Origin of the sequence: Micromonospora sp. NPDC047707 (assembly GCF_040704235.1) — a bacterium.
Taxonomy (GTDB): Bacteria; Actinomycetota; Actinomycetes; order Mycobacteriales; family Micromonosporaceae; genus Micromonospora.
Window position 1 is genome coordinate 40,063 of sequence record NZ_JBEYSU010000037.1, and the last position, 16,320, is coordinate 56,382.

Sequence of the window (16,320 nt, forward strand, 5' to 3'; positions counted from 1 at the left end):
GTCACCTGGTGACGGGACGGGCGAGGACCGTGAGTTCCGCTACGGTTGCCACGGCGATCGCCAGGACCAGCGGCCACGGCGTGCCCACCAGCGCGTAGAGCAGGATCAGCACCGGCGCGGCGGCGGCCGCGTACACGGCCAGGGCCAGGGTGCGGTCGGAGCGCAGCAGGACGGGCAGGATGGTCCGGGCCAGGCCGGGCAGCTTCGCCGCGTACCGCCAGACCAGCAGCGCCCCGCCGAGCGCCGCGAACACCGCTGCGACGCGCGACGTCCCGTCGCTGCCCACCGCGAGGCAGGCGAGCAGCACGGCCGCGATCATCGACCAGCCGGCGCCGAAGACGACGAGCTGGCGCAGGCCGACGGAGATCGTCCGGCCCGAGTCGATCCGGCCCGGGCTGATCGCGGCGGCCTCCGCGAGGTGTTCCAGCGCCTCGCTCCAGCGACGCTGCTCCAGCCGCAGCACGCCGATGTCGTGCCGCGCCTCGGCGAGCTGCGGGTCGAGTCGCAGCGCCTCGGCGTACGCCCGCTCGGCCAGGTCGTACATCTGCATGTTGACGGCGACCAGGCCGAGGACGAGGTGGGCCTCCGGTTCCTCGGGGGCCAGCTCCACCCCTCGCCAGGCCGCGTTCAGCGCCGGCTGGCCGTTGCGGGAGCCGGCCAGGATGGCGGCCGCGCTGCGCTGGGCGTACGCGTCGTCCGGACCGAGCGCGAGGATCCGGTCGGCGGTCCGGGCCGCCTCCGCGTACTCCTCCAGGTCGGCGAGCGCCATCGCCCGGGCGACCAGGGCGGGCACCCAGTCGGGGGCCGCGGCGACGGCACCGTCGGCGGCGGTACGCGCGTCGACGGGCCGACCGGCGGCGAGGTGCACCCGGGACAGGGCGGTCAGCACCGCGGCGTTGGTGGGTTCGAGGGCGACCGCGTAGCCCAGCTCGGCGGCGGCCTCGTCGTACCGGCCCAGCTCGGCGAGGAGCTGGGCCCGCTGGAGGTAGCCGTCGGCGGCGGAACGGTCGGAGGTGTCGCTGGACATCGCGGCGAGCCTAGGCGGCCGGAGCCTCGTACACCAGGGCCACCGCGATGCCGGTCAGGCCCTCGCCGCGGCCGGCGAAGCCGAGCCCGTCGGTGGTGGCGGCGGAGACGCTGACCGGCGCGCCCACCGCCTCCGACAGCACCCGCTGCGCCTCGTCCCGGCGCGGTCCGATCTTCGGACGGTTCCCGATCACCTGCACCGAGACGTTCCCGATCGCGAACCCGGCCGACCGCACCCGGCGGGCGCTCTCGGTGAGCAGTGCCACGCCGGAGGCGCCCGCCCACTCGGGCTGCCCGACCCCGAAGTTCGAGCCGAGGTCGCCGAGGCCGGCGGCGGAGAGCAGCGCGTTGCACGCGGCGTGCGCGGCCACGTCGGCGTCCGAGTGCCCGGCCAGGCCGTCCTGGTCGGGCCAGTGCAGGCCGGCCACCCAGCAGGGCCGGCCGGCCTCGAAGGCGTGCACGTCCGTGCCGATGGCCACCCGCGGAACGATCATGACCCCGAGGGTACGCGGGGTCTCGCCGACATGGACGTCACGCCCCGGTGGCCAGCAGGTGCTCGGCCAGGGCCAGGTCGAACGGGCGGGTGATCTTCAGCGCGTACTCCGAGCCGGGGACGCACACCACCGGGACGCCCAGCTTCTCGACCAGGCCCGCGTCGTCGGTCAGCGGGTCGGTGGCGGCGGCGTGCGCGGTGGCCAGCACCGCCCGGCGGAACCCCTGCGGGGTCTGCACCGCACGCAGGGCGGCGCGGTCGACCGTGCCGAGGACCAGTTCGCCGGCACCGACCTCCTTGATCGTGTCGACGACCGGCAGCACGGGAATGACCGCGTCGTGACCGGCCCGGACCGCCGCCGCGACCGACTCCACCAGGTCGGGCGGGGTCAGCGCCCGGGCGGCGTCGTGCACCAGGACGATCTCCGGCCCGGCGGGCACCGCGGCGAGCGCGGCGGCGACCGACGCCTGCCGTTCGGCACCCCCGGGGACCACGGTCACCGGTGCCACCGGGGCCAGGAGCTCGCGGACCGCGTCGAGTTCGCCGGCCGGTGCCGCCACCACCACCGTGTGCACGGAGGCCGCGGCGGCCAGCCTGCGGACCGCGTGCACCAGCAGGGGCTCGCCGCCCAGCAGGCGCAGTGCCTTCGGCCGGCCCGGGCCCAGGCGTACCCCGGCACCGGCCGCAGGCACGAGGACCGCGACGTCACCGCGCGGATTGAGCTGCGCGGTCACGTCGCGGTCCTCGGTGGTTTCTTCGCTGCGGATCGGGTAGGACGATGGGGTGCGGATCAGGCCTCGGTCAGCACCTTGTCGAGCAGCGTCTCGGCCTCGTCCTTGGTGCTCTTCTCGGCCAGCGCGACCTCGCCGACGAGGATATCGCGGGCCTTGGCGAGCATGCGCTTCTCGCCCGCGGACAGCCCCCGCTCCCGCTCCCGGCGCCACAGGTCGCGGACGACCTCGGCCACCTTCAGCGGGTTACCGGAGGCCAGCTTCTCCAGATTCGCCTTGTAACGCCGCGACCAGTTGGTCGGCTCCTCGGTGTGCGGAGCCCGGAGAACGTCGAAGACCTTTCCGAGGCCCTCTTCGCCGACCACCTCGCGCACACCCACGATCTCGGCGTTCTCAGCGGGCACCCGGACCGTGAGGTCACCCTGCGCGACCCTCAGGACGAGGTACTGCTTCTCCTCGCCCTTGATGACCCGAGTCTCGATTGCCTCGATGAGTGCGGCCCCGTGGTGGGGGTAAACAACGGTCTCGCCGACACTGAAAACCATAGGTTCGAAACCCCTTTCGCTGTGTCTAGGGTAACACGCTCAGACACCGATGTCTCACCGCTGTCCTGACCGTTGGCGCAGCTCAGGGGCCCTGTGAGAGGTATTTCTTCAGCTTGACAGGCCGCCAGACCGAAGAATCGAACACACTCCGTGACGACCATGTGACGTCCCGGTACGGGTGACGGAAACCCGGGATCAAGGGCGATGCGCTCACCCTCATGATATCCCGCTGCGCGGGTACGCGCCCAGGTGTAGCGGCATGAGGCCCGGTGGGGGACGCTGGAGAGGAGCCCGCCGCAGGCTCACCGAGACAACTCCAGGGGGTCCGATGGGCAAGCCCGACGCAGACGGCCCCGGACTGCCCGACCTGCCGCCGGAGTGGGGCCGGGTGGTCGTACCGGACGACGCCTCGGCGCTGGCCGCCGAGGCGGAGGAGGTCCGCCGGGAACTGCGCCGGCAGGCGCAGGGCCACGCGCGCCGGCCGGTACCGCCGTTCGCGGTACCCCTGCTCGTGCTCCTGGTGGCCGTGTTCACCACGGTGGCCGGTCTGGTCGCCGTCACCTGGCCCCGCTCCCCCCGCGCGACGCCGTCGGTGTCGGCACCGGCCCCGTACGCGCCGCCCGCCGGGCTGACCGGGCGTCCGCTGCCCGCGCTCGACCTGGTCGACGACGGGCGGCCGGTGCCGCTGCGCGGGCTGCTGCCCGCGGTCATCGTCCTGGTCGACGGGTGCGCCTGCGGCCACGAGATGGCCGGCGCCGCCTCCGTCGCGCCACCCGGGGTCACCGTGGTCACCGTGGACGCCGACCCGGCCGTCCGGGTCCCTTCCCCGCCCACCGGCACGATGGTCCGCACGCTCGCCGACCCGGCCGGCGGGCTCCGCGCCTTCCTGCACCTGCCGGCCCGCACCGGGGTGGCCACCGCACTCCTGGTGGACCGCTCGGGGACCCTGGTCAAGGTGGTCCCCGAGGTCCGGTCGACCGAGGACTACCAGCCCGAACTGGCCGGCCTGGCCCGCTGATCCCGAGGACTGCCAGCCGGAGCGGCCGGCCCGGCCCGCTGGCGGACCGCCCACCCCGGTCACCTCCGTCGCGGTGACCGGGCCGCCGCAGCGGGTCGTCGACGCGCTCGACCACGGTGCCGGGCGTCGGACGGGGCCACCCCGGCGGGGTCAGCCGGCCGGTTGCCGGGTCGGCGACCGGCAGGGGAATCCCGGTACGCGGGTCGAGGACCACCGAGCGGCCGGGCGGCCCGGCGGCCGTCCGGGAGCCGTCGCGGCGAGCGCCGGAGCACGTGCCGTCCACCAGGCGCCGCCGGCCGCCAGCAGCGCCAGCGCCGCCACCGCGAGAACGGCGCCCCGCAGCCGGTACCCGGGATCCGCACCCGTCGCCCGCGACCGGGCCGCCGCACCGGCGTCCATGCGCCGAGCGTAGCGACCGTCGGTCCTAGACGTGCTGTTCGAGGAGCGCCGCGTACAGGGTGAGGCCCGGGCCGAACGCCAGCATCACCACCCGCCGGGGCGGTACGGCGGCCTGGCGCAACCGGTCCAGGATCAGCAGCACCGTGGGCGAGGAGCAGTTGCCGTGCGTGTCCAGCGTGGCCCGGGAGGCGGCCATCGCGTCCGCCGACAGGGCGAGTTCCCGCTCCACCACGTTGAGGATGCGCGGGCCGCCCGGGTGGACCGCCCAGCCGTCCACCCCGGACCGGGCCGTGCCGTGCCGGGCGAGCAGGTCGTCGACCAGCCCACGGACGTGCGCGGACAGCACCTGCGGCACCTTCGGCGACAGGCCCATCCGGAACCCGGTGTCGGTGACGTCCCACGTCATGTGGTCGGCCGTCGACGTGTCGGTGACCGACGTGACCTCGCGCAGCGCGTACCCCGGGCCGCCCGGCACGACCACGACGGCGACGGCGGCGTCCGAGAAGAGCGCGTGCGAGACGATCTGCTGGGTGTCCACCCGGGCCGTGGAGGGCTGGATGTGCAGGCTGGTCAGCTCGGCGCAGAGCAGCAGCGCGGGCCGGCCCCGGGCGGTCACGAAGTCGCTCGCCGCGCCGAGCCCGGGCAGCGCGGCGTAGCAGCCCATGTGACCGACGAACATCCGCTGGGTGCCGGGGGCCATGCCCAGGTCCCGGGCGAGCAGGATGTCCAGCCCGGGGGTGGCGTACCCGGTGCAGGAACAAACCACGAAGAGCCCGACGTCGTGGGCGGCCAGCCCGGCGGCGGTCAGCGCCCGACCCACCGCCTCCTTGCCGAGTGGCAGAGCCTCCACCTGGTAGCGGCGCATGCGCCGCTCGGTCGGCCAGTCGGAGACGTCCTCCAACAGCGGGTTGACCGCGGCCTGCCGCCGGCTGACGCCCGAGTTCGCGAAGATGCGCTGGGCGAGCGCCCGGGTGGTGCCGGAGAAGTGCTTCGAGAAGAAGCCGTCCCACAGCTCGGCCTGGTCGGCCGACGGCGGGTGTGCCGTACCGATACCCGCGATCACTGGCACGGCCACGATGCCCACCTCTCGTCGTGATTTCCCTGCACGTTCACCAACGAGGGGCCGACCCGTCACGGTCCGGGTCGCCGCCCAGCGCCGCGATGCCGAGCCAGTCCGCGCAGACGTCGGACGTCGCGGGATGCAGCGAGCCGCAGCGCGCGTCCCGGTACAGCCGCTCCAGCGGATGCCCCCGGCGGGTGGCCGACGTCCCGGCCGCCTCCAGCACCGAGGCCGCCACGTCGGCGGCCGTGGTGCCGGCCAGCAGCTTGGCCCGCCACACCCAGCGGTTGGTCTCCGCGTCGCCGGGTGCCTCGTCGACGCGGCGGGCCGCCTCCGCGACCACCAGGTCGGCCGCCGCGACCGCCGCGTCGGCCCGGCCCAGCCGGGCCCGGACCGCCGGCAGGCCGGCGAGGTTGCGGGCGTTCAGGTGCTCGGCGGCAGCGTCGACCGCCGCGCGGGCGACCCCCACGTACACAGCGGCGTAGCTCGCGACCAGCCAGTGCGGCATCAGCTGCGCGACGACCAGGGCCAGCCCCTCCACGCCGCCGAGCAACCGGTCGGCCGGGACCGTGACGTCCAGGTGCAGGTCGTGCGAGGAGGTGGCCCGCATGCCGAGCGAGTCCCACGTCTCCTCGACGGTCAGCCCGTCGCCGGCCGGCACCAGGAACTGGGAGACCACCGACGGGTCCGCGGCGCTGCGGGCCGCCACCAGGTAGCCGTCGGCGTGCCCGGCCCCCGAGCAGAACGTCTTGCCGCCCTTGATGCGCCAACCCCCGTCGGCCGGCTCGTAGCCGGTGCTGAGCTGCGAGAGCCGGGCGCCCGCGCCGCGCTCGCTCATCGCGACCGCGTACCAGGCGCCCTCGGCCGCCGCGCGCAGCAGCCGGTCCCGCGCCGCCAGCGCCTCCTCGGGCACGCCGAGCGCCTCGGCCAGTTCCTCGGTGACCGCGCCCAGCGCTCCGGTGACCGAGGCGTGCATGTTGAACACCAGGGCGGTCGCGCCGTTGCCCCGTGCCAGTTCGGTGGCGACGGCCGCGTACTCGGCGAAGGTGGCGCCGAGGCCGCCCAGCTCGCGGGGGACCATCAGGCCGAACAGGCCCGCCCCCCGCAGGTCCCGGAAGTCATCGACCGGGAACGAGCCGTCCCGGTCGTGCCCGGCCGCCCGGGCGGCGAACCGCGGCGCCAACCGTCGGGCCGCCTCCACAGCCTGCAGCGTCATGCAACCCCCTTCTCCGCGTACCTGTACCCCCGCGCCGATGCCGCTATCCCCTGCGGACCCCCCGGCCCTGGTAGAGGACGGCGGTCGACCAGGTCGGCACGATGCGCGGCGCCGGTCCCGGCGCGCCGGCGGCGCCGCGCACCCGCCGGGCCAGCCAGGCGAGCAGGCCGGTCAGCTGCGGCCGGACGCCACGCAGCCGCAGTTCCACGCCGTGCCGGGCGCACTCGGCGACCAGCGCGCGGGCGTCCACGAACAGGCGTGGATCGTGGATGCCGCGGGGCACGGTGGGCAGCCGCTCGCCGATGTGGACGGCGATCAGCCGGCTCACCGCGGTGTCGTTCAGGGTGTCCAGGACGAGCAGGCCACCGGGCCGGAGCAGCCGGCAGGCCTCGGCCACCGCCCGCCGCCAGTCGGGCACGTGCTCCAGCAACTCGCCCGCGGCGACGACGTCGGCGCAGCCGTCGGCGAGCGGGACGGCGGTGGCGTCGCCGTTGACGACGGTCACGCCGTGCGCCGCGGCCTGTTCCAGCGCCGAGAAGGTCAGGTCCACACCGACGTGCCGGTAACCCTTGCCCGCCAGGTGCGGGGCGAGCAGCCCGGCGCCGCAGCCGAGATCGACCAGGAGAGCACCCGGGCGGGACGCCGCCGGCACGAGAGCGGCGCGGGCCTCGGCCAGCCAGTGCAGCATCGCGAACACGCCGTCCGGCCGCCACCACTCGCCGGCCAGGTCGTCGTACTGGCGCGGATCATTGCGCGGCAGGGTACGGCCCGCGTCTCGCATGGACACGAGCGTGGCACGACTGCCCGGTAACGACCAGACTTCCCTCATGTCGTCGAGGGTGCTAGAGCGTGTCGCGCGGGTCGGGACGCTGGTCAGGGCCAGCCATCCCGAGCCGGCCGCCGCGGTCACCACGGTCGCCGGCCTGCTCGCCTGGGGGGTCGGGCACCGGCCGGCCGGCGTCCTCGCCGTCGTGCTGACGGTCGCCGCCAGCCAACTGGCCGTCGGCTGGGCCAACGACGCGCTCGACGCGGAGCGGGACGCCGCGGTGGGGCGTACCGACAAGCCGGTCGCCGCCGGCGCGGTGAGCCGGCGCGCCACGGCCCGGGCCGCCGCGGTGGCCGCGCTCGCCACGCCGGTGCTCGCGCTGGCGACGAACCCCACCGCCGCGCTGGTGGCCACCGCCGGCCTGGTCTCCGCGCTGCTCTACGACTGGCCGCTGAAGTCCTCGCCGCTGTCGGTGCTGCCCTACGCGGTCTCGTTCGGGTCGCTGCCGGCCTTCGTCGTGCTCGCGCTGCCCGGCGCGCCCGCGCCGCCGGTCTGGCTGGTCGCCGCCGCGGCCCTGCTCGGCGCGGGCGCGCACTTCGCCAACGTGCTGCCCGACCTCACCGACGACGCCCGCACCGGCGTGCGCGGACTGCCGCACCGGCTCGGACCCGTCGGCAGCCGGGCCGCCGCCGCCGGGCTGCTGCTCGCCGCGACCGCGACGCTGGTCCTCGGGCCGCCCGGGCCGCCGTCGGCGGTCGGGCTCGCCGCGGTGGCCGCCGCCGTCGTGGTGCCGCCGGTGACGTGGTACGGCGGACGGACGGCCACCCGCGCCGGTGGCCGCCCGGTGGCGGCCTTCCGGGCGGTGATGGTGATCGCCCTCATCGACGTCGTCCTGCTGGTCACCAGCGGTCGGGTGGTCTGACGATCCCCCCGCCAGGTGGCATCCCCGGGTCGGCGTGCGGCCCTCGATCAGCCCCAACTACCCTGGAGCGCGGTCTGCGCGGGCATGGCCACCGTGCCCGGCGTGCGGCCGGGCGGGATCGTGACGAGGAGGACCGACGTGACGCGCTCGATCAGGGGTTCCCGGCGGGCGGCCCTGCTGCTGTCCGGGCTGGCCGCGACGACCGGACTGCTGCTGTCCGGGTGCGGCGCGGGCCAGATCGCCGAGACCGCCATCAAGGAGCCGTCGATCCAGGGTGTCAATCTTGAGGCCGCCAACGGCGAGTACGCCGTCCGCGGCCTGCTGGTCGCCTTCCCGGGCGTGGACGGCTACGAGGCCGGCGACAACGCGATCCTCAACGTGGTGATCTACAACGACTCGCCGGATCCGGTCACCGTGACCGTCACGACCGAGAGCGCCCGCGAGGTCGTCATCACCGGCGCCGCCGCGGCGGCCCAGGCCACCGCCTCGCCCTCGGTGATTCCGTCCGCCGTCCCGTCGGGCACGCCGTCGCCGGAGGAGGGGTCGCCGAGCCCCGACGCCAGCCCGTCGCCCACCGCGGCGCCGGCCGGCCGGCCGGCCCGGATCGAGATCCCGCCGCTGAGCTACGTGCAGCTCAACACCGAGGGTGAGCAGGTTCTCCAGCTGATCGGCCTGGACGAGTCGCTGCGCTCCGGCCAGAACGTCTTCGTGACCTTCGACTTCGGCAACGGCGTCACGATCAACGGGCCGGCCCCGGTCGCCGTGCCGCTCACCCCGGCCGCGCCCCCGTCGCCGATCATCGAGCGCGAGGGCGGCTACGAGGGCCACGAAGAGGGCGGCCACGGCGGCGAGGGCGGCAACGGGCACTGACCCCGTCATCGGGCCGGCGGCAGGCCGGCCCGGTCGTGCAACCACGAACACCGCCGGCGTTGGTGAACACCACCACGCCGGCGGTGTTTTCGTCGTACGAGGGGGCTAACGTCCCGGTGTGACCACCTCACGATCCACCTCCCCGCGCGTCGGGGCGACGGGCGGGCGCGGCCGTGCCGGCGCACGCGAGCCCCGCCCGGCGTACGAGTGCGACGCCTGCGGCCACCAGCCACCCAAGTGGGTCGGGCGCTGCCCGGAGTGCGGCGAGTGGGGCTCGGTGGTCGAGTGCACCCTCACCGGCCCGACCGTCTCCGGCCGGGTGGTGAGCTCCCGGATGCCGGCCGAGCCGGCCCGGCCCATCGCCACCATCAGCGCGGCGCCGGCCCGGGCCCGGCCCACCGGCGTCAGCGAGCTCGACCGGGTGCTCGGCGGCGGTCTGGTCCCCGGCGCCGTGGTGCTGCTGGCCGGGGAGCCCGGCGTCGGCAAGTCCACGCTGCTGCTCGACGTGGCCCAGCAGTGGGCGGCCGGCGGCGGCAGCCCTTCGCTGGTGGTCAGCGGTGAGGAGTCGGTCAGCCAGGTCCGGCTGCGGGCCGAGCGCATGGGCACGCTGCACGACCAGCTCTACCTTGCCGCCGAGAGCGACCTCGCGGCGGTCCTCGGCCACCTCGACGCGGTCAAGCCGGGCCTGCTGGTGCTCGACTCGGTTCAGACCATCTCCACCACCGGCACCGAGGGCGTGCCGGGCGGGGTGACCCAGGTCCGCGCCGTCACCGCGGCGCTGGTCGCAGTCGCGAAGGAGCGCGGCATCGCCACCGTGCTGGTGGGCCACGTCACCAAGGACGGCCAGGTCGCCGGCCCCCGCGTGCTGGAGCATCTGGTCGACGTGGTGCTGCACTTCGAGGGCGACAAGCACTCGTCGCTGCGCATGGTGCGCGGCGTGAAGAACCGGTTCGGCGCGGCCGACGAGGTCGGCTGCTTCGAGATGCACGAGGGCGGCATCAGCAGCCTCGCCGACCCGTCCGGGCTGTTCCTGACCCGCTACTCGGAGCCGGTGCCGGGCACCTGCGTGACGGTGGCGATGGAGGGACGGCGGGCCCTGGTCACCGAGGTGCAGGCGTTGATCGGGGCGACGGTGGCGGGCTCGCCGAGGCGTACGGTCTCGGGGCTCGACTCGGCCCGGCTCGCCATGGTGCTGGCCGTCCTCCAGCGACGCACCGAGCGGCTGACCCTGCACGACCGGGAGGTCTTCGCGGCCACCGTCGGCGGCATCCGGGTGGTCGAGCCCGCCGCCGACCTGGCCGTCGCCCTGGCCGTCGCCTCCGGCGGGCTGAACCTGGCCATCGCCCCGCACCTGGTGGCGATCGGCGAGGTCGGGCTCACCGGCGAGGTACGGCGGGTCGGCGCGGTGCCGCGCCGGCTGGCCGAGGCGGCCCGGCTCGGTTTCCGTCTGGCGCTCGTGCCGCCCGGCTGCGGTCCGGACAGCACCGGCGTCCGGGCCGAGCAGATGCGCGTGATCGAGGTCACCGATGTCCGGGCGGCCCTCCAGGCCGTCGCGCGGGCGTCCGCGGAGTGACCGGGGCGGGCACCGAGGGCGATACCGGGCCGACCCGGGCAGGCCGGGCGGTCGGGGCGGAGACCGGCATCGTGACACATCACAGTAACCACGACAGCACCCACCGCAGGGCAGTCCGTAGACTGTTGCCCGTGCCGATCGACCGCGACACCACCAAGCCTGCCGGCGCGACCCCCCACGCCCGCACCGGCGCCGTGGGTTCGCCCGCCCGTCCGATCAGCGTCAACGTGACCGGCGGCGCCGCCGCCGGCGACCCGCTGCGCGCCAACCTCGCCCTGATGGCTCCGGGCACCGCCCTGCGCGACGGTCTGGAGCGGATCCTGCGCGGCCGCACCGGCGCCCTGATCGTCCTCGGGTACGACAAGGTCGTCGAGAGCCTGTGCACCGGCGGCTTCCCGCTCGACGTGGAGTTCTCCGCCACCCGGGTCCGGGAGCTGTGCAAGATGGACGGCGCGGTGGTGCTCTCCAGCGACGGTACCCGGATCGTCCGGGCGGCGGTGCATCTGATGCCCGACCCGTCCATCCCCACCGAGGAGTCCGGCACCCGCCACCGCACGGCCGAGCGGGTTGCCCGCCAGACCGGGTACCCGGTCATCTCGGTGAGCCAGTCCATGCGGATCATCAGCCTCTACGTCAACGGCCAGCGGCACGTGCTGGACGACTCGGCCGCGATCCTCTCCCGGGCCAACCAGGCCCTCGCCACCCTCGAGCGGTACAAGCTGCGCCTGGACGAGGTCTCCGGCACGCTCTCCGCGCTGGAGATCGAGGATCTGGTGACGGTCCGGGACGCGGTCGCCGTCGTGCAGCGGCTGGAGATGGTCCGCCGGATCGCCGACGAGATCGCCGGCTACGTGGTCGAGCTCGGCACCGACGGTCGGCTCCTCGCCCTCCAGCTCGACGAGCTGATGGCGGGCGTCGACGCGGACAGAACCCTGGTCATCCGGGACTACCTGCCCGCCGGGCGCAAGTCCCGCACCCTCGACGAGGCGCTGGTCGAGCTCGACCTGCTCAGCGCCACCGAGCTGATCGACCTGGTCGCGGTCGCCAAGGCGATCGGCTACCCGGCCGCCTCCGACGCGCTGGACGCCGCTGTCAGCCCCCGGGGTTTCCGGCTGCTGGCCAAGGTGCCACGGCTGCCGGTGGCGATCGTCGACCGGCTGGTGCTGCACTTCGGCAGCCTTCAGCGACTGCTCGGCGCCACCGTTGAGGACCTGCAGGCCGTCGACGGCGTCGGGGACGCCCGGGCCCGGGGCGTCCGGGAGGGGCTCTCCCGGCTGGCCGAGGCCTCGATCCTGGAGCGCTACGTCTGACCGGCTGACCCGCTGGCGGACGGCGCCCGGGCCGAGGGCTGGCCTACCCGCCCTGGCGTCGGCGCGCCCGCTCAGCTGGTGATGGTGAGCCGCACCGGCTCGCTGAGCTTGGTGCCGACCCGCGCGAAGACCTGGTAGGTGCCGGCCGGCGGGTGCGGGCCGGCGGCCACGCCGTCGGCGCAGCGGGTGGTGTCCCGGCCGTTCCAGCCCAGTTGGTAGGAGCGCTCGAAGTTCGGTGTGAACGACTGGACGTCCGAACCCCGGCCGGTGCCGCAGGTGTCCGAGGACCAGATCTTCTCGGCGCCCGACTTGATGAACAGCTCCTGCACGTCGGCGCCGACGTTCCGGCTGCAGGTGCGGTTCGAACTGTTCCTGATCTTCAGTTGCAGGTCCACCGTCGCGCCCCGCACCGCGGTCGCCGGCCGCGCGACAGCGGTCACGGCAATCTCGGCGTCGGTGCAGCTGCCGTCGTCGACGACAGGGTTGACCGGGACCGGGCCGTTGGTGGTGGTCGCGCCGGACGACGGGTTCGCGCCCGTCGGGTCGGCGCCGCCCGCGTCGCCTGAGCCGCCGGTCGGCGATGGCGTGCCGGTCCGCGGGGTGAGCACCGAACCGGTGGGCCCGGGTGTCGCACCCGGCGAGCCCGCCTCCGACCTCGGCTGCGCGCCACTCCCGCCCGACCGGCCGGAGCTGTCACCCGAGCGGCTGCACGAGTAGAGCAGAACAATCAGGAGAAGGAGCACCGCTCCAAGTACGACGGCACGACGCCGCCAGTACACGGCGGGGGGCAGGGGGCCGACCGTCAGACGCATGATGCCCCCACGGTAGCGGCGCAGGACACCGCTCGCCGCCGCGACGCGCCGAGTCGTGGACAGCTCATGGGAGCGACACTCCAATCAGGACAGTGGGCGCCGCCGACCGTGGTCCGTCCGCGACGCGCGGTGCACCGTCAGAGGTAGACCTTGCGTTGGTAGATCGCGTGCGCCCCGGCCACCCGGTCGAGGAACAGCAGGCCGGCGCAGTGGTCGATCTCGTGCTGGAGCGCCCGCGCCTCGAACGCGTCGGTGACCAGCCGGACGACCTTGCCGGTCCCCGGCAGCGCGCCCTCCACCACCAGCCGGCCGGCACGCTTCACGTCGCCGGTCAGGTCGGGCACGGACATGCACCCCTCCCGGCCGACCTTCCAGCGGCTGGCCTCCACCACCGTGGCGTTGCAGAGCACGAAGGTGCCGTGCACGGTGGCGGCCTTCGGGTGGCCGGTGACGTCCACCGCGAAGACCTGGGCACCGACCCCGATCTGCGGGGCGGCCAGGCCGACGCAGCCCGGCGACACCCGCATGGTGGCCACCAGGTCGGCCGCGAGGCGTACGGTCTCCTCGGCGGTCGGATCCACCTCCCCGCCGGGCCGGCTCAGCACGGTGGCCGGCGCGGACACCACCGGCCGCACCTCGCCCGGCGCGCTCAGGTCGTCGGGCGTCCAGTCACCCAGGCCCGCGTACTCCTCGCCGTTCACAGCACGTCCGGATCGGCCGGCCGGAGGGTGACGTCGACGCCCAGGTCGGCGGCGGTCGACGCCAGCCGGGCGCCCACCTTCTCGGCCGTGCCCGGCGGCAGGTCGACCTCGGCGACGACGACGTAGAGCGACCCGGCCAGCCGGGTGCTCAGGTCGGTGACGTTGCCGCCGGCGTCGGCGAGCACCCGGGTCATCGCCGCGACGATGCCCATCCGGTCCGCGCCGTGCACCGCCATCACGTACGGCTCACCGGTCCGCGCCGACTCGCCGTCCGGCGTGACCGCTCGTACGGTCGCGAGGAGCTGACCGTCGCCGGCGAGCGGCGCCAGCGCGGCCTCGACGTCGGCGGCGGCCGGACCCACGCAGATCAGGGTCATGGCGAAGTGCCCCCGCAGCCGGGTCATCGTGCTGTCGGTGAGGTTCGCGCCGAGCCGGGCGAGAACCTCGGCGACGTCGGCCACGATGCCCGGCCGGTCCCGGCCGATGACGGTGATCGCGAGCTCGTTCATCCCGGCATTCTCCCCGACCGGCGGTACGGCCCGGCGGGGACCCGGTGCGGGTCGCCCAGTCAGCGGGACGGCGGCCGGGGCGTGAGATCATCGGCGAGCGATGACTGAACCGACTTTCGCCCACCTGGTCAGCGGTTGGTACACCCGCAACGCCCGGGACCTGCCGTGGCGCCGGCCCGACGTCGGCGCGTGGGCGATCCTGGTCAGCGAGGTGATGCTCCAGCAGACCCCGGTCGTCCGGGTGCTGCCCGCGTGGGAGGCCTGGCTGGCGCGCTGGCCCGAGCCGGCGGACCTGGCCGCGGACACCCCGGCGGAGGCGATCCGCATGTGGGGGCGCCTCGGCTACCCGCGCCGGGCGGTCCGGCTGCGCGAGTGCGCGGTGGCGATCGTCGAGCGGCACGGCGGGCGGGTACCGGACCGGTTGGAGCAGTTGCTGGCGCTGCCGGGCGTCGGCACGTACACCGCGCGGGCGGTGGCGGCGTTCGCGTACGGGCAGCGGCACCCGGTGGTGGACACCAACGTACGGCGCGTGGTGTGCCGGGCGGTCGCCGGTGAGCCGGACGCCGGCCCGACCACCCGCCCCGCCGACCTGGTCGCCACCGAGGAACTGCTCCCCGCGGAGCCGGCCGCCGCCGCGCTGGCCAGCGCCGCGTTCATGGAGCTGGGGGCGGTGGTCTGCACCGCCCGGTCGCCGCGCTGCGCGGTCTGCCCGGTCGAGTCGGTCTGTGCCTGGCGCGCCTCCGGGCAGGAGACCCCCGCCGGGCCCACCCGCCGGCCGCAGCGGTACGCCGGCACCGACCGCCAGGTACGCGGACTGCTGCTCGGCGTGCTCCGCGAGGCGACCGCGCCGGTTCCCCGGCAGCGCCTGGACCAGGTCTGGGCCGACGACGTGCAGCGGTCGCGGGCTCTGGCCGGGCTGGTGGAGGACGGTCTCGTCGAGCCGATCGGGGAGGCGTCCTTCCGCCTGACCGGCGACGGCCCCCCGGTCCCCGTCCCCTGACGCGCGGGCCCGACTGGCGGTGCGAGCAACTTCGGGGAGCTTGTTGCATCTTGTTTGGGCTGGTCAGTGGGTCTTGACGATTGGTGTGGTGGCGGTCGGGTCGCTGGTCCCGGTGGTGTTGATCTTCGTTTTGATCATCTGTCCGGGGTGGGTTGGTGATCTCGGCATGGCAACCGGTCAGAGAAGTGGCCCTCGGCGAGGATCGTTGGTCGTGACACACATCGATCTGCCCGCCGAGGGCCATGCACTGGTCTATCAAGCCCGACTGCCGTTGTCGAGGCACACCATGGCGATCGCCGGTCGCGCGTTGCGGCAGCACCGGCGCGAGGTGAGGTCACGCTGGCGCAAGCTACCCGACCTGGCCTGCGTGCTGATCGTTCTCGCGGTCCTGCGTAAGGGTGAACGGCCCGCTGATCTGGCCGCCGCTTACGGGGTGTCGCACCACAGCGTGCGCCGCTGGGTGAAACAGGTCGTCGGCGTCCTGGCCCGCCGCGCACCGCGCCTGGACCGGGTCCTGGCCGCCCGCCGCGCCGATGAGGATCCGGTGTTGCTGCTCGACGGGACGTGCATCCCGGTGCACACCCCGGCCGGCAGACGCGAAAGACGGTTCTGGTGCCCGAAACACAAAGCCCACCACGTACGGGTGATCACGGTGACTGACCAGCACGGCCGGCTGCTCTGGGCCTCCGCCGCGCAACCCGCCCGACTCCACGAGGCCACCCACGCCAAACGCCTGCGCCTACCCGCACGACTACGCCGACACCACCTGGCCGTCATCTGCGACCGATTCCACACCCGCCTCGACGACCAACCCGACACCGACCCCACCGTCATCGTCGGACGCCGCGCCAGCCGCAACCACAAACTCACCCTCGCCGAGAAGACCACCAACGCGATCATCGCCCGCGAACGCGTCGCCAACGAACACGCCCACGCCCACCTGAAGAACTGGCGCATCCTGCACCGACTCCGCCACGACTGGCGCGCCAACGCCACCACCCTGGTGCGGGCGCTGCTCGTCCTCAACCACGCCGAGATCGCCCGCTGAACCAACCCCGGGCAAACGACCACACCGAAGATCAACAACCGCCCGACCAGCCAGAAAACACCTCACACCACCGCTGTCAACACCCACTGACCAGCCCAAACAAGATGCAACAAGCTCGGGGAAGTTGCTGCCTCGACCCACCTCGAGGGGACAACTTCGCCGAACTTGTCCTCTGCCCGCTCAGGTTGTCGAGACGGCGAAGGGCCGACCCGTTCGGGTCGGCCCTTCGTGTGTGTGGTTGGGTCAGGAGGTGGCGTAGCCGCGGGTGGCGATCCAGTCGGCCAGAGCCTCGGTGGTCATCCAGTACGAGGCGGTGTCCGG

18 protein-coding genes and 1 pseudogene are annotated in these 16,320 nt (G+C 74.5%); 7 read left to right on the top strand and 12 right to left on the bottom strand.

Going from position 1 to position 16,320, the window contains the following annotated elements:
- Position 1: 1 nt before the first annotated feature.
- Genes AB0873_RS27355 through AB0873_RS27370 form a run of 4 tightly spaced genes read right to left on the bottom strand, consistent with a single transcriptional unit; the run spans position 2 to position 2,795 of the window.
- Positions 2 to 1,027 carry a tetratricopeptide repeat protein gene (locus AB0873_RS27355; protein ID WP_366603231.1) on the bottom strand — a complete coding sequence of 342 codons (1,026 nt, stop codon included), beginning with the start codon at positions 1,025 to 1,027 and terminating at the stop codon, positions 2 to 4.
- Between the two features lie 10 nt (positions 1,028 to 1,037).
- Positions 1,038 to 1,520: a 2-C-methyl-D-erythritol 2,4-cyclodiphosphate synthase gene (ispF, locus tag AB0873_RS27360; protein WP_366603233.1), complete on the bottom strand. Its 483-nt coding sequence runs from the start codon at positions 1,518 to 1,520 to the stop codon at positions 1,038 to 1,040.
- Between the two features lie 37 nt (positions 1,521 to 1,557).
- Entirely contained in the window at positions 1,558 to 2,253 is a 696-nt protein-coding gene (gene ispD, locus AB0873_RS27365; protein ID WP_366603234.1) for a 2-C-methyl-D-erythritol 4-phosphate cytidylyltransferase, read from the bottom strand.
- A 56-nt stretch (positions 2,254 to 2,309) separates the two neighbouring features.
- Positions 2,310 to 2,795, bottom strand: a complete 486-nt coding sequence (locus AB0873_RS27370) for a CarD family transcriptional regulator (protein ID WP_012015454.1) — start codon at positions 2,793 to 2,795, stop codon at positions 2,310 to 2,312.
- A gap of 328 nt (positions 2,796 to 3,123) precedes the next feature.
- Between AB0873_RS27370 and AB0873_RS27375 the strand changes: the two genes are divergently transcribed.
- On the top strand, positions 3,124 to 3,813 hold the full coding sequence (locus AB0873_RS27375) for a hypothetical protein (protein ID WP_366603236.1): 690 nt from the start codon (positions 3,124 to 3,126) through the stop codon (positions 3,811 to 3,813).
- A 150-nt stretch (positions 3,814 to 3,963) separates the two neighbouring features.
- Here the strand turns inward: AB0873_RS27375 and AB0873_RS27380 are convergent, their stop codons facing one another.
- The 4 genes from AB0873_RS27380 to AB0873_RS27395 are packed head-to-tail and all read right to left on the bottom strand — an operon-like array spanning position 3,964 to position 7,269.
- Positions 3,964 to 4,212 carry a hypothetical protein gene (locus tag AB0873_RS27380; protein ID WP_366603237.1) on the bottom strand — a complete coding sequence of 83 codons (249 nt, stop codon included), beginning with the start codon at positions 4,210 to 4,212 and terminating at the stop codon, positions 3,964 to 3,966.
- Between the two features lie 25 nt (positions 4,213 to 4,237).
- Positions 4,238 to 5,296, bottom strand: coding sequence for a type III polyketide synthase (locus AB0873_RS27385; protein ID WP_366603238.1), 1,059 nt, complete (start codon positions 5,294 to 5,296; stop codon positions 4,238 to 4,240).
- Positions 5,297 to 5,321: 25 nt separating this feature from the next.
- Complete coding sequence (locus tag AB0873_RS27390; RefSeq protein ID WP_366603239.1) at positions 5,322 to 6,488, bottom strand: acyl-CoA dehydrogenase family protein; 1,167 nt, start codon at positions 6,486 to 6,488, stop codon at positions 5,322 to 5,324.
- Between the two features lie 43 nt (positions 6,489 to 6,531).
- Positions 6,532 to 7,269: a methyltransferase domain-containing protein gene (locus tag AB0873_RS27395; protein WP_366603240.1), complete on the bottom strand. Its 738-nt coding sequence runs from the start codon at positions 7,267 to 7,269 to the stop codon at positions 6,532 to 6,534.
- 46 nt (positions 7,270 to 7,315) lie between these two features.
- On the opposite strand from AB0873_RS27395, the gene AB0873_RS27400 reads away from it, so the two are divergent.
- The 4 genes from AB0873_RS27400 (at position 7,316) to disA (ending at position 11,929) form a co-directional block, all read left to right on the top strand.
- Positions 7,316 to 8,176 (top strand): UbiA family prenyltransferase, encoded by an 861-nt coding sequence (locus AB0873_RS27400; protein ID WP_366603241.1) that lies wholly within the window; start codon positions 7,316 to 7,318, stop codon positions 8,174 to 8,176.
- 138 nt (positions 8,177 to 8,314) lie between these two features.
- Positions 8,315 to 9,046 (top strand): hypothetical protein, encoded by a 732-nt coding sequence (locus AB0873_RS27405; protein WP_366603243.1) that lies wholly within the window; start codon positions 8,315 to 8,317, stop codon positions 9,044 to 9,046.
- Positions 9,047 to 9,164: 118 nt separating this feature from the next.
- Positions 9,165 to 10,619 carry a DNA repair protein RadA gene (radA, locus tag AB0873_RS27410; RefSeq protein WP_366603244.1) on the top strand — a complete coding sequence of 485 codons (1,455 nt, stop codon included), beginning with the start codon at positions 9,165 to 9,167 and terminating at the stop codon, positions 10,617 to 10,619.
- A gap of 131 nt (positions 10,620 to 10,750) precedes the next feature.
- Positions 10,751 to 11,929 carry a DNA integrity scanning diadenylate cyclase DisA gene (gene disA / locus AB0873_RS27415; RefSeq protein WP_155329934.1) on the top strand — a complete coding sequence of 393 codons (1,179 nt, stop codon included), beginning with the start codon at positions 10,751 to 10,753 and terminating at the stop codon, positions 11,927 to 11,929.
- A 71-nt stretch (positions 11,930 to 12,000) separates the two neighbouring features.
- Here the strand turns inward: disA and AB0873_RS27420 are convergent, their stop codons facing one another.
- From AB0873_RS27420 to AB0873_RS27430, 3 genes are all read right to left on the bottom strand, one after another.
- On the bottom strand, positions 12,001 to 12,741 hold the full coding sequence (locus AB0873_RS27420) for a hypothetical protein (RefSeq protein WP_366603246.1): 741 nt from the start codon (positions 12,739 to 12,741) through the stop codon (positions 12,001 to 12,003).
- A gap of 137 nt (positions 12,742 to 12,878) precedes the next feature.
- On the bottom strand, positions 12,879 to 13,442 hold the full coding sequence (locus AB0873_RS27425; protein WP_366603247.1) for a peptide deformylase: 564 nt from the start codon (positions 13,440 to 13,442) through the stop codon (positions 12,879 to 12,881).
- Complete coding sequence (locus AB0873_RS27430) at positions 13,439 to 13,951, bottom strand: ACT domain-containing protein (protein WP_366603249.1); 513 nt, start codon at positions 13,949 to 13,951, stop codon at positions 13,439 to 13,441. The genes AB0873_RS27425 and AB0873_RS27430 overlap by 4 nt, the downstream gene beginning before the upstream one ends.
- A 100-nt stretch (positions 13,952 to 14,051) precedes the next feature.
- Between AB0873_RS27430 and AB0873_RS27435 the strand changes: the two genes are divergently transcribed.
- A complete protein-coding gene (locus tag AB0873_RS27435) occupies positions 14,052 to 14,951 on the top strand; it encodes an A/G-specific adenine glycosylase (protein ID WP_366603251.1) in 900 nt (299 codons plus the stop codon).
- A 211-nt stretch (positions 14,952 to 15,162) separates the two neighbouring features.
- A complete protein-coding gene (locus AB0873_RS27440) occupies positions 15,163 to 15,999 on the top strand; it encodes a transposase family protein (RefSeq protein WP_366603252.1) in 837 nt (278 codons plus the stop codon).
- 243 nt (positions 16,000 to 16,242) lie between these two features.
- Here the strand turns inward: AB0873_RS27440 and AB0873_RS27445 are convergent.
- Positions 16,243 to 16,320 (bottom strand): annotated as a pseudogene (locus AB0873_RS27445) (phytochelatin synthase); the annotation flags it as partial.

Bases quoted from the DNA above. Each gene is read 5' to 3' on its own strand.
- ispF (WP_366603233.1), bottom strand. From the start codon at position 1,520: ATGATCGTTCCGCGGGTGGCCATCGGCACGGACGTGCACGCCTTCGAG.
- AB0873_RS27395 (WP_366603240.1), bottom strand. From the start codon at position 7,269: ATGCGAGACGCGGGCCGTACCCTGCCGCGCAATGATCCGCGCCAGTAC.
- AB0873_RS27390 (WP_366603239.1), bottom strand. From the start codon at position 6,488: ATGACGCTGCAGGCTGTGGAGGCGGCCCGACGGTTGGCGCCGCGGTTC.
- AB0873_RS27380 (WP_366603237.1), bottom strand. From the start codon at position 4,212: ATGGACGCCGGTGCGGCGGCCCGGTCGCGGGCGACGGGTGCGGATCCC.
- AB0873_RS27375 (WP_366603236.1), top strand. From the start codon at position 3,124: ATGGGCAAGCCCGACGCAGACGGCCCCGGACTGCCCGACCTGCCGCCG.
- AB0873_RS27370 (WP_012015454.1), bottom strand. From the start codon at position 2,795: ATGGTTTTCAGTGTCGGCGAGACCGTTGTTTACCCCCACCACGGGGCC.
- AB0873_RS27355 (WP_366603231.1), bottom strand. From the start codon at position 1,027: ATGTCCAGCGACACCTCCGACCGTTCCGCCGCCGACGGCTACCTCCAG.
- AB0873_RS27420 (WP_366603246.1), bottom strand. From the start codon at position 12,741: ATGCGTCTGACGGTCGGCCCCCTGCCCCCCGCCGTGTACTGGCGGCGT.
- AB0873_RS27430 (WP_366603249.1), bottom strand. From the start codon at position 13,951: ATGAACGAGCTCGCGATCACCGTCATCGGCCGGGACCGGCCGGGCATC.
- AB0873_RS27435 (WP_366603251.1), top strand. From the start codon at position 14,052: ATGACTGAACCGACTTTCGCCCACCTGGTCAGCGGTTGGTACACCCGC.
- AB0873_RS27400 (WP_366603241.1), top strand. From the start codon at position 7,316: ATGTCGTCGAGGGTGCTAGAGCGTGTCGCGCGGGTCGGGACGCTGGTC.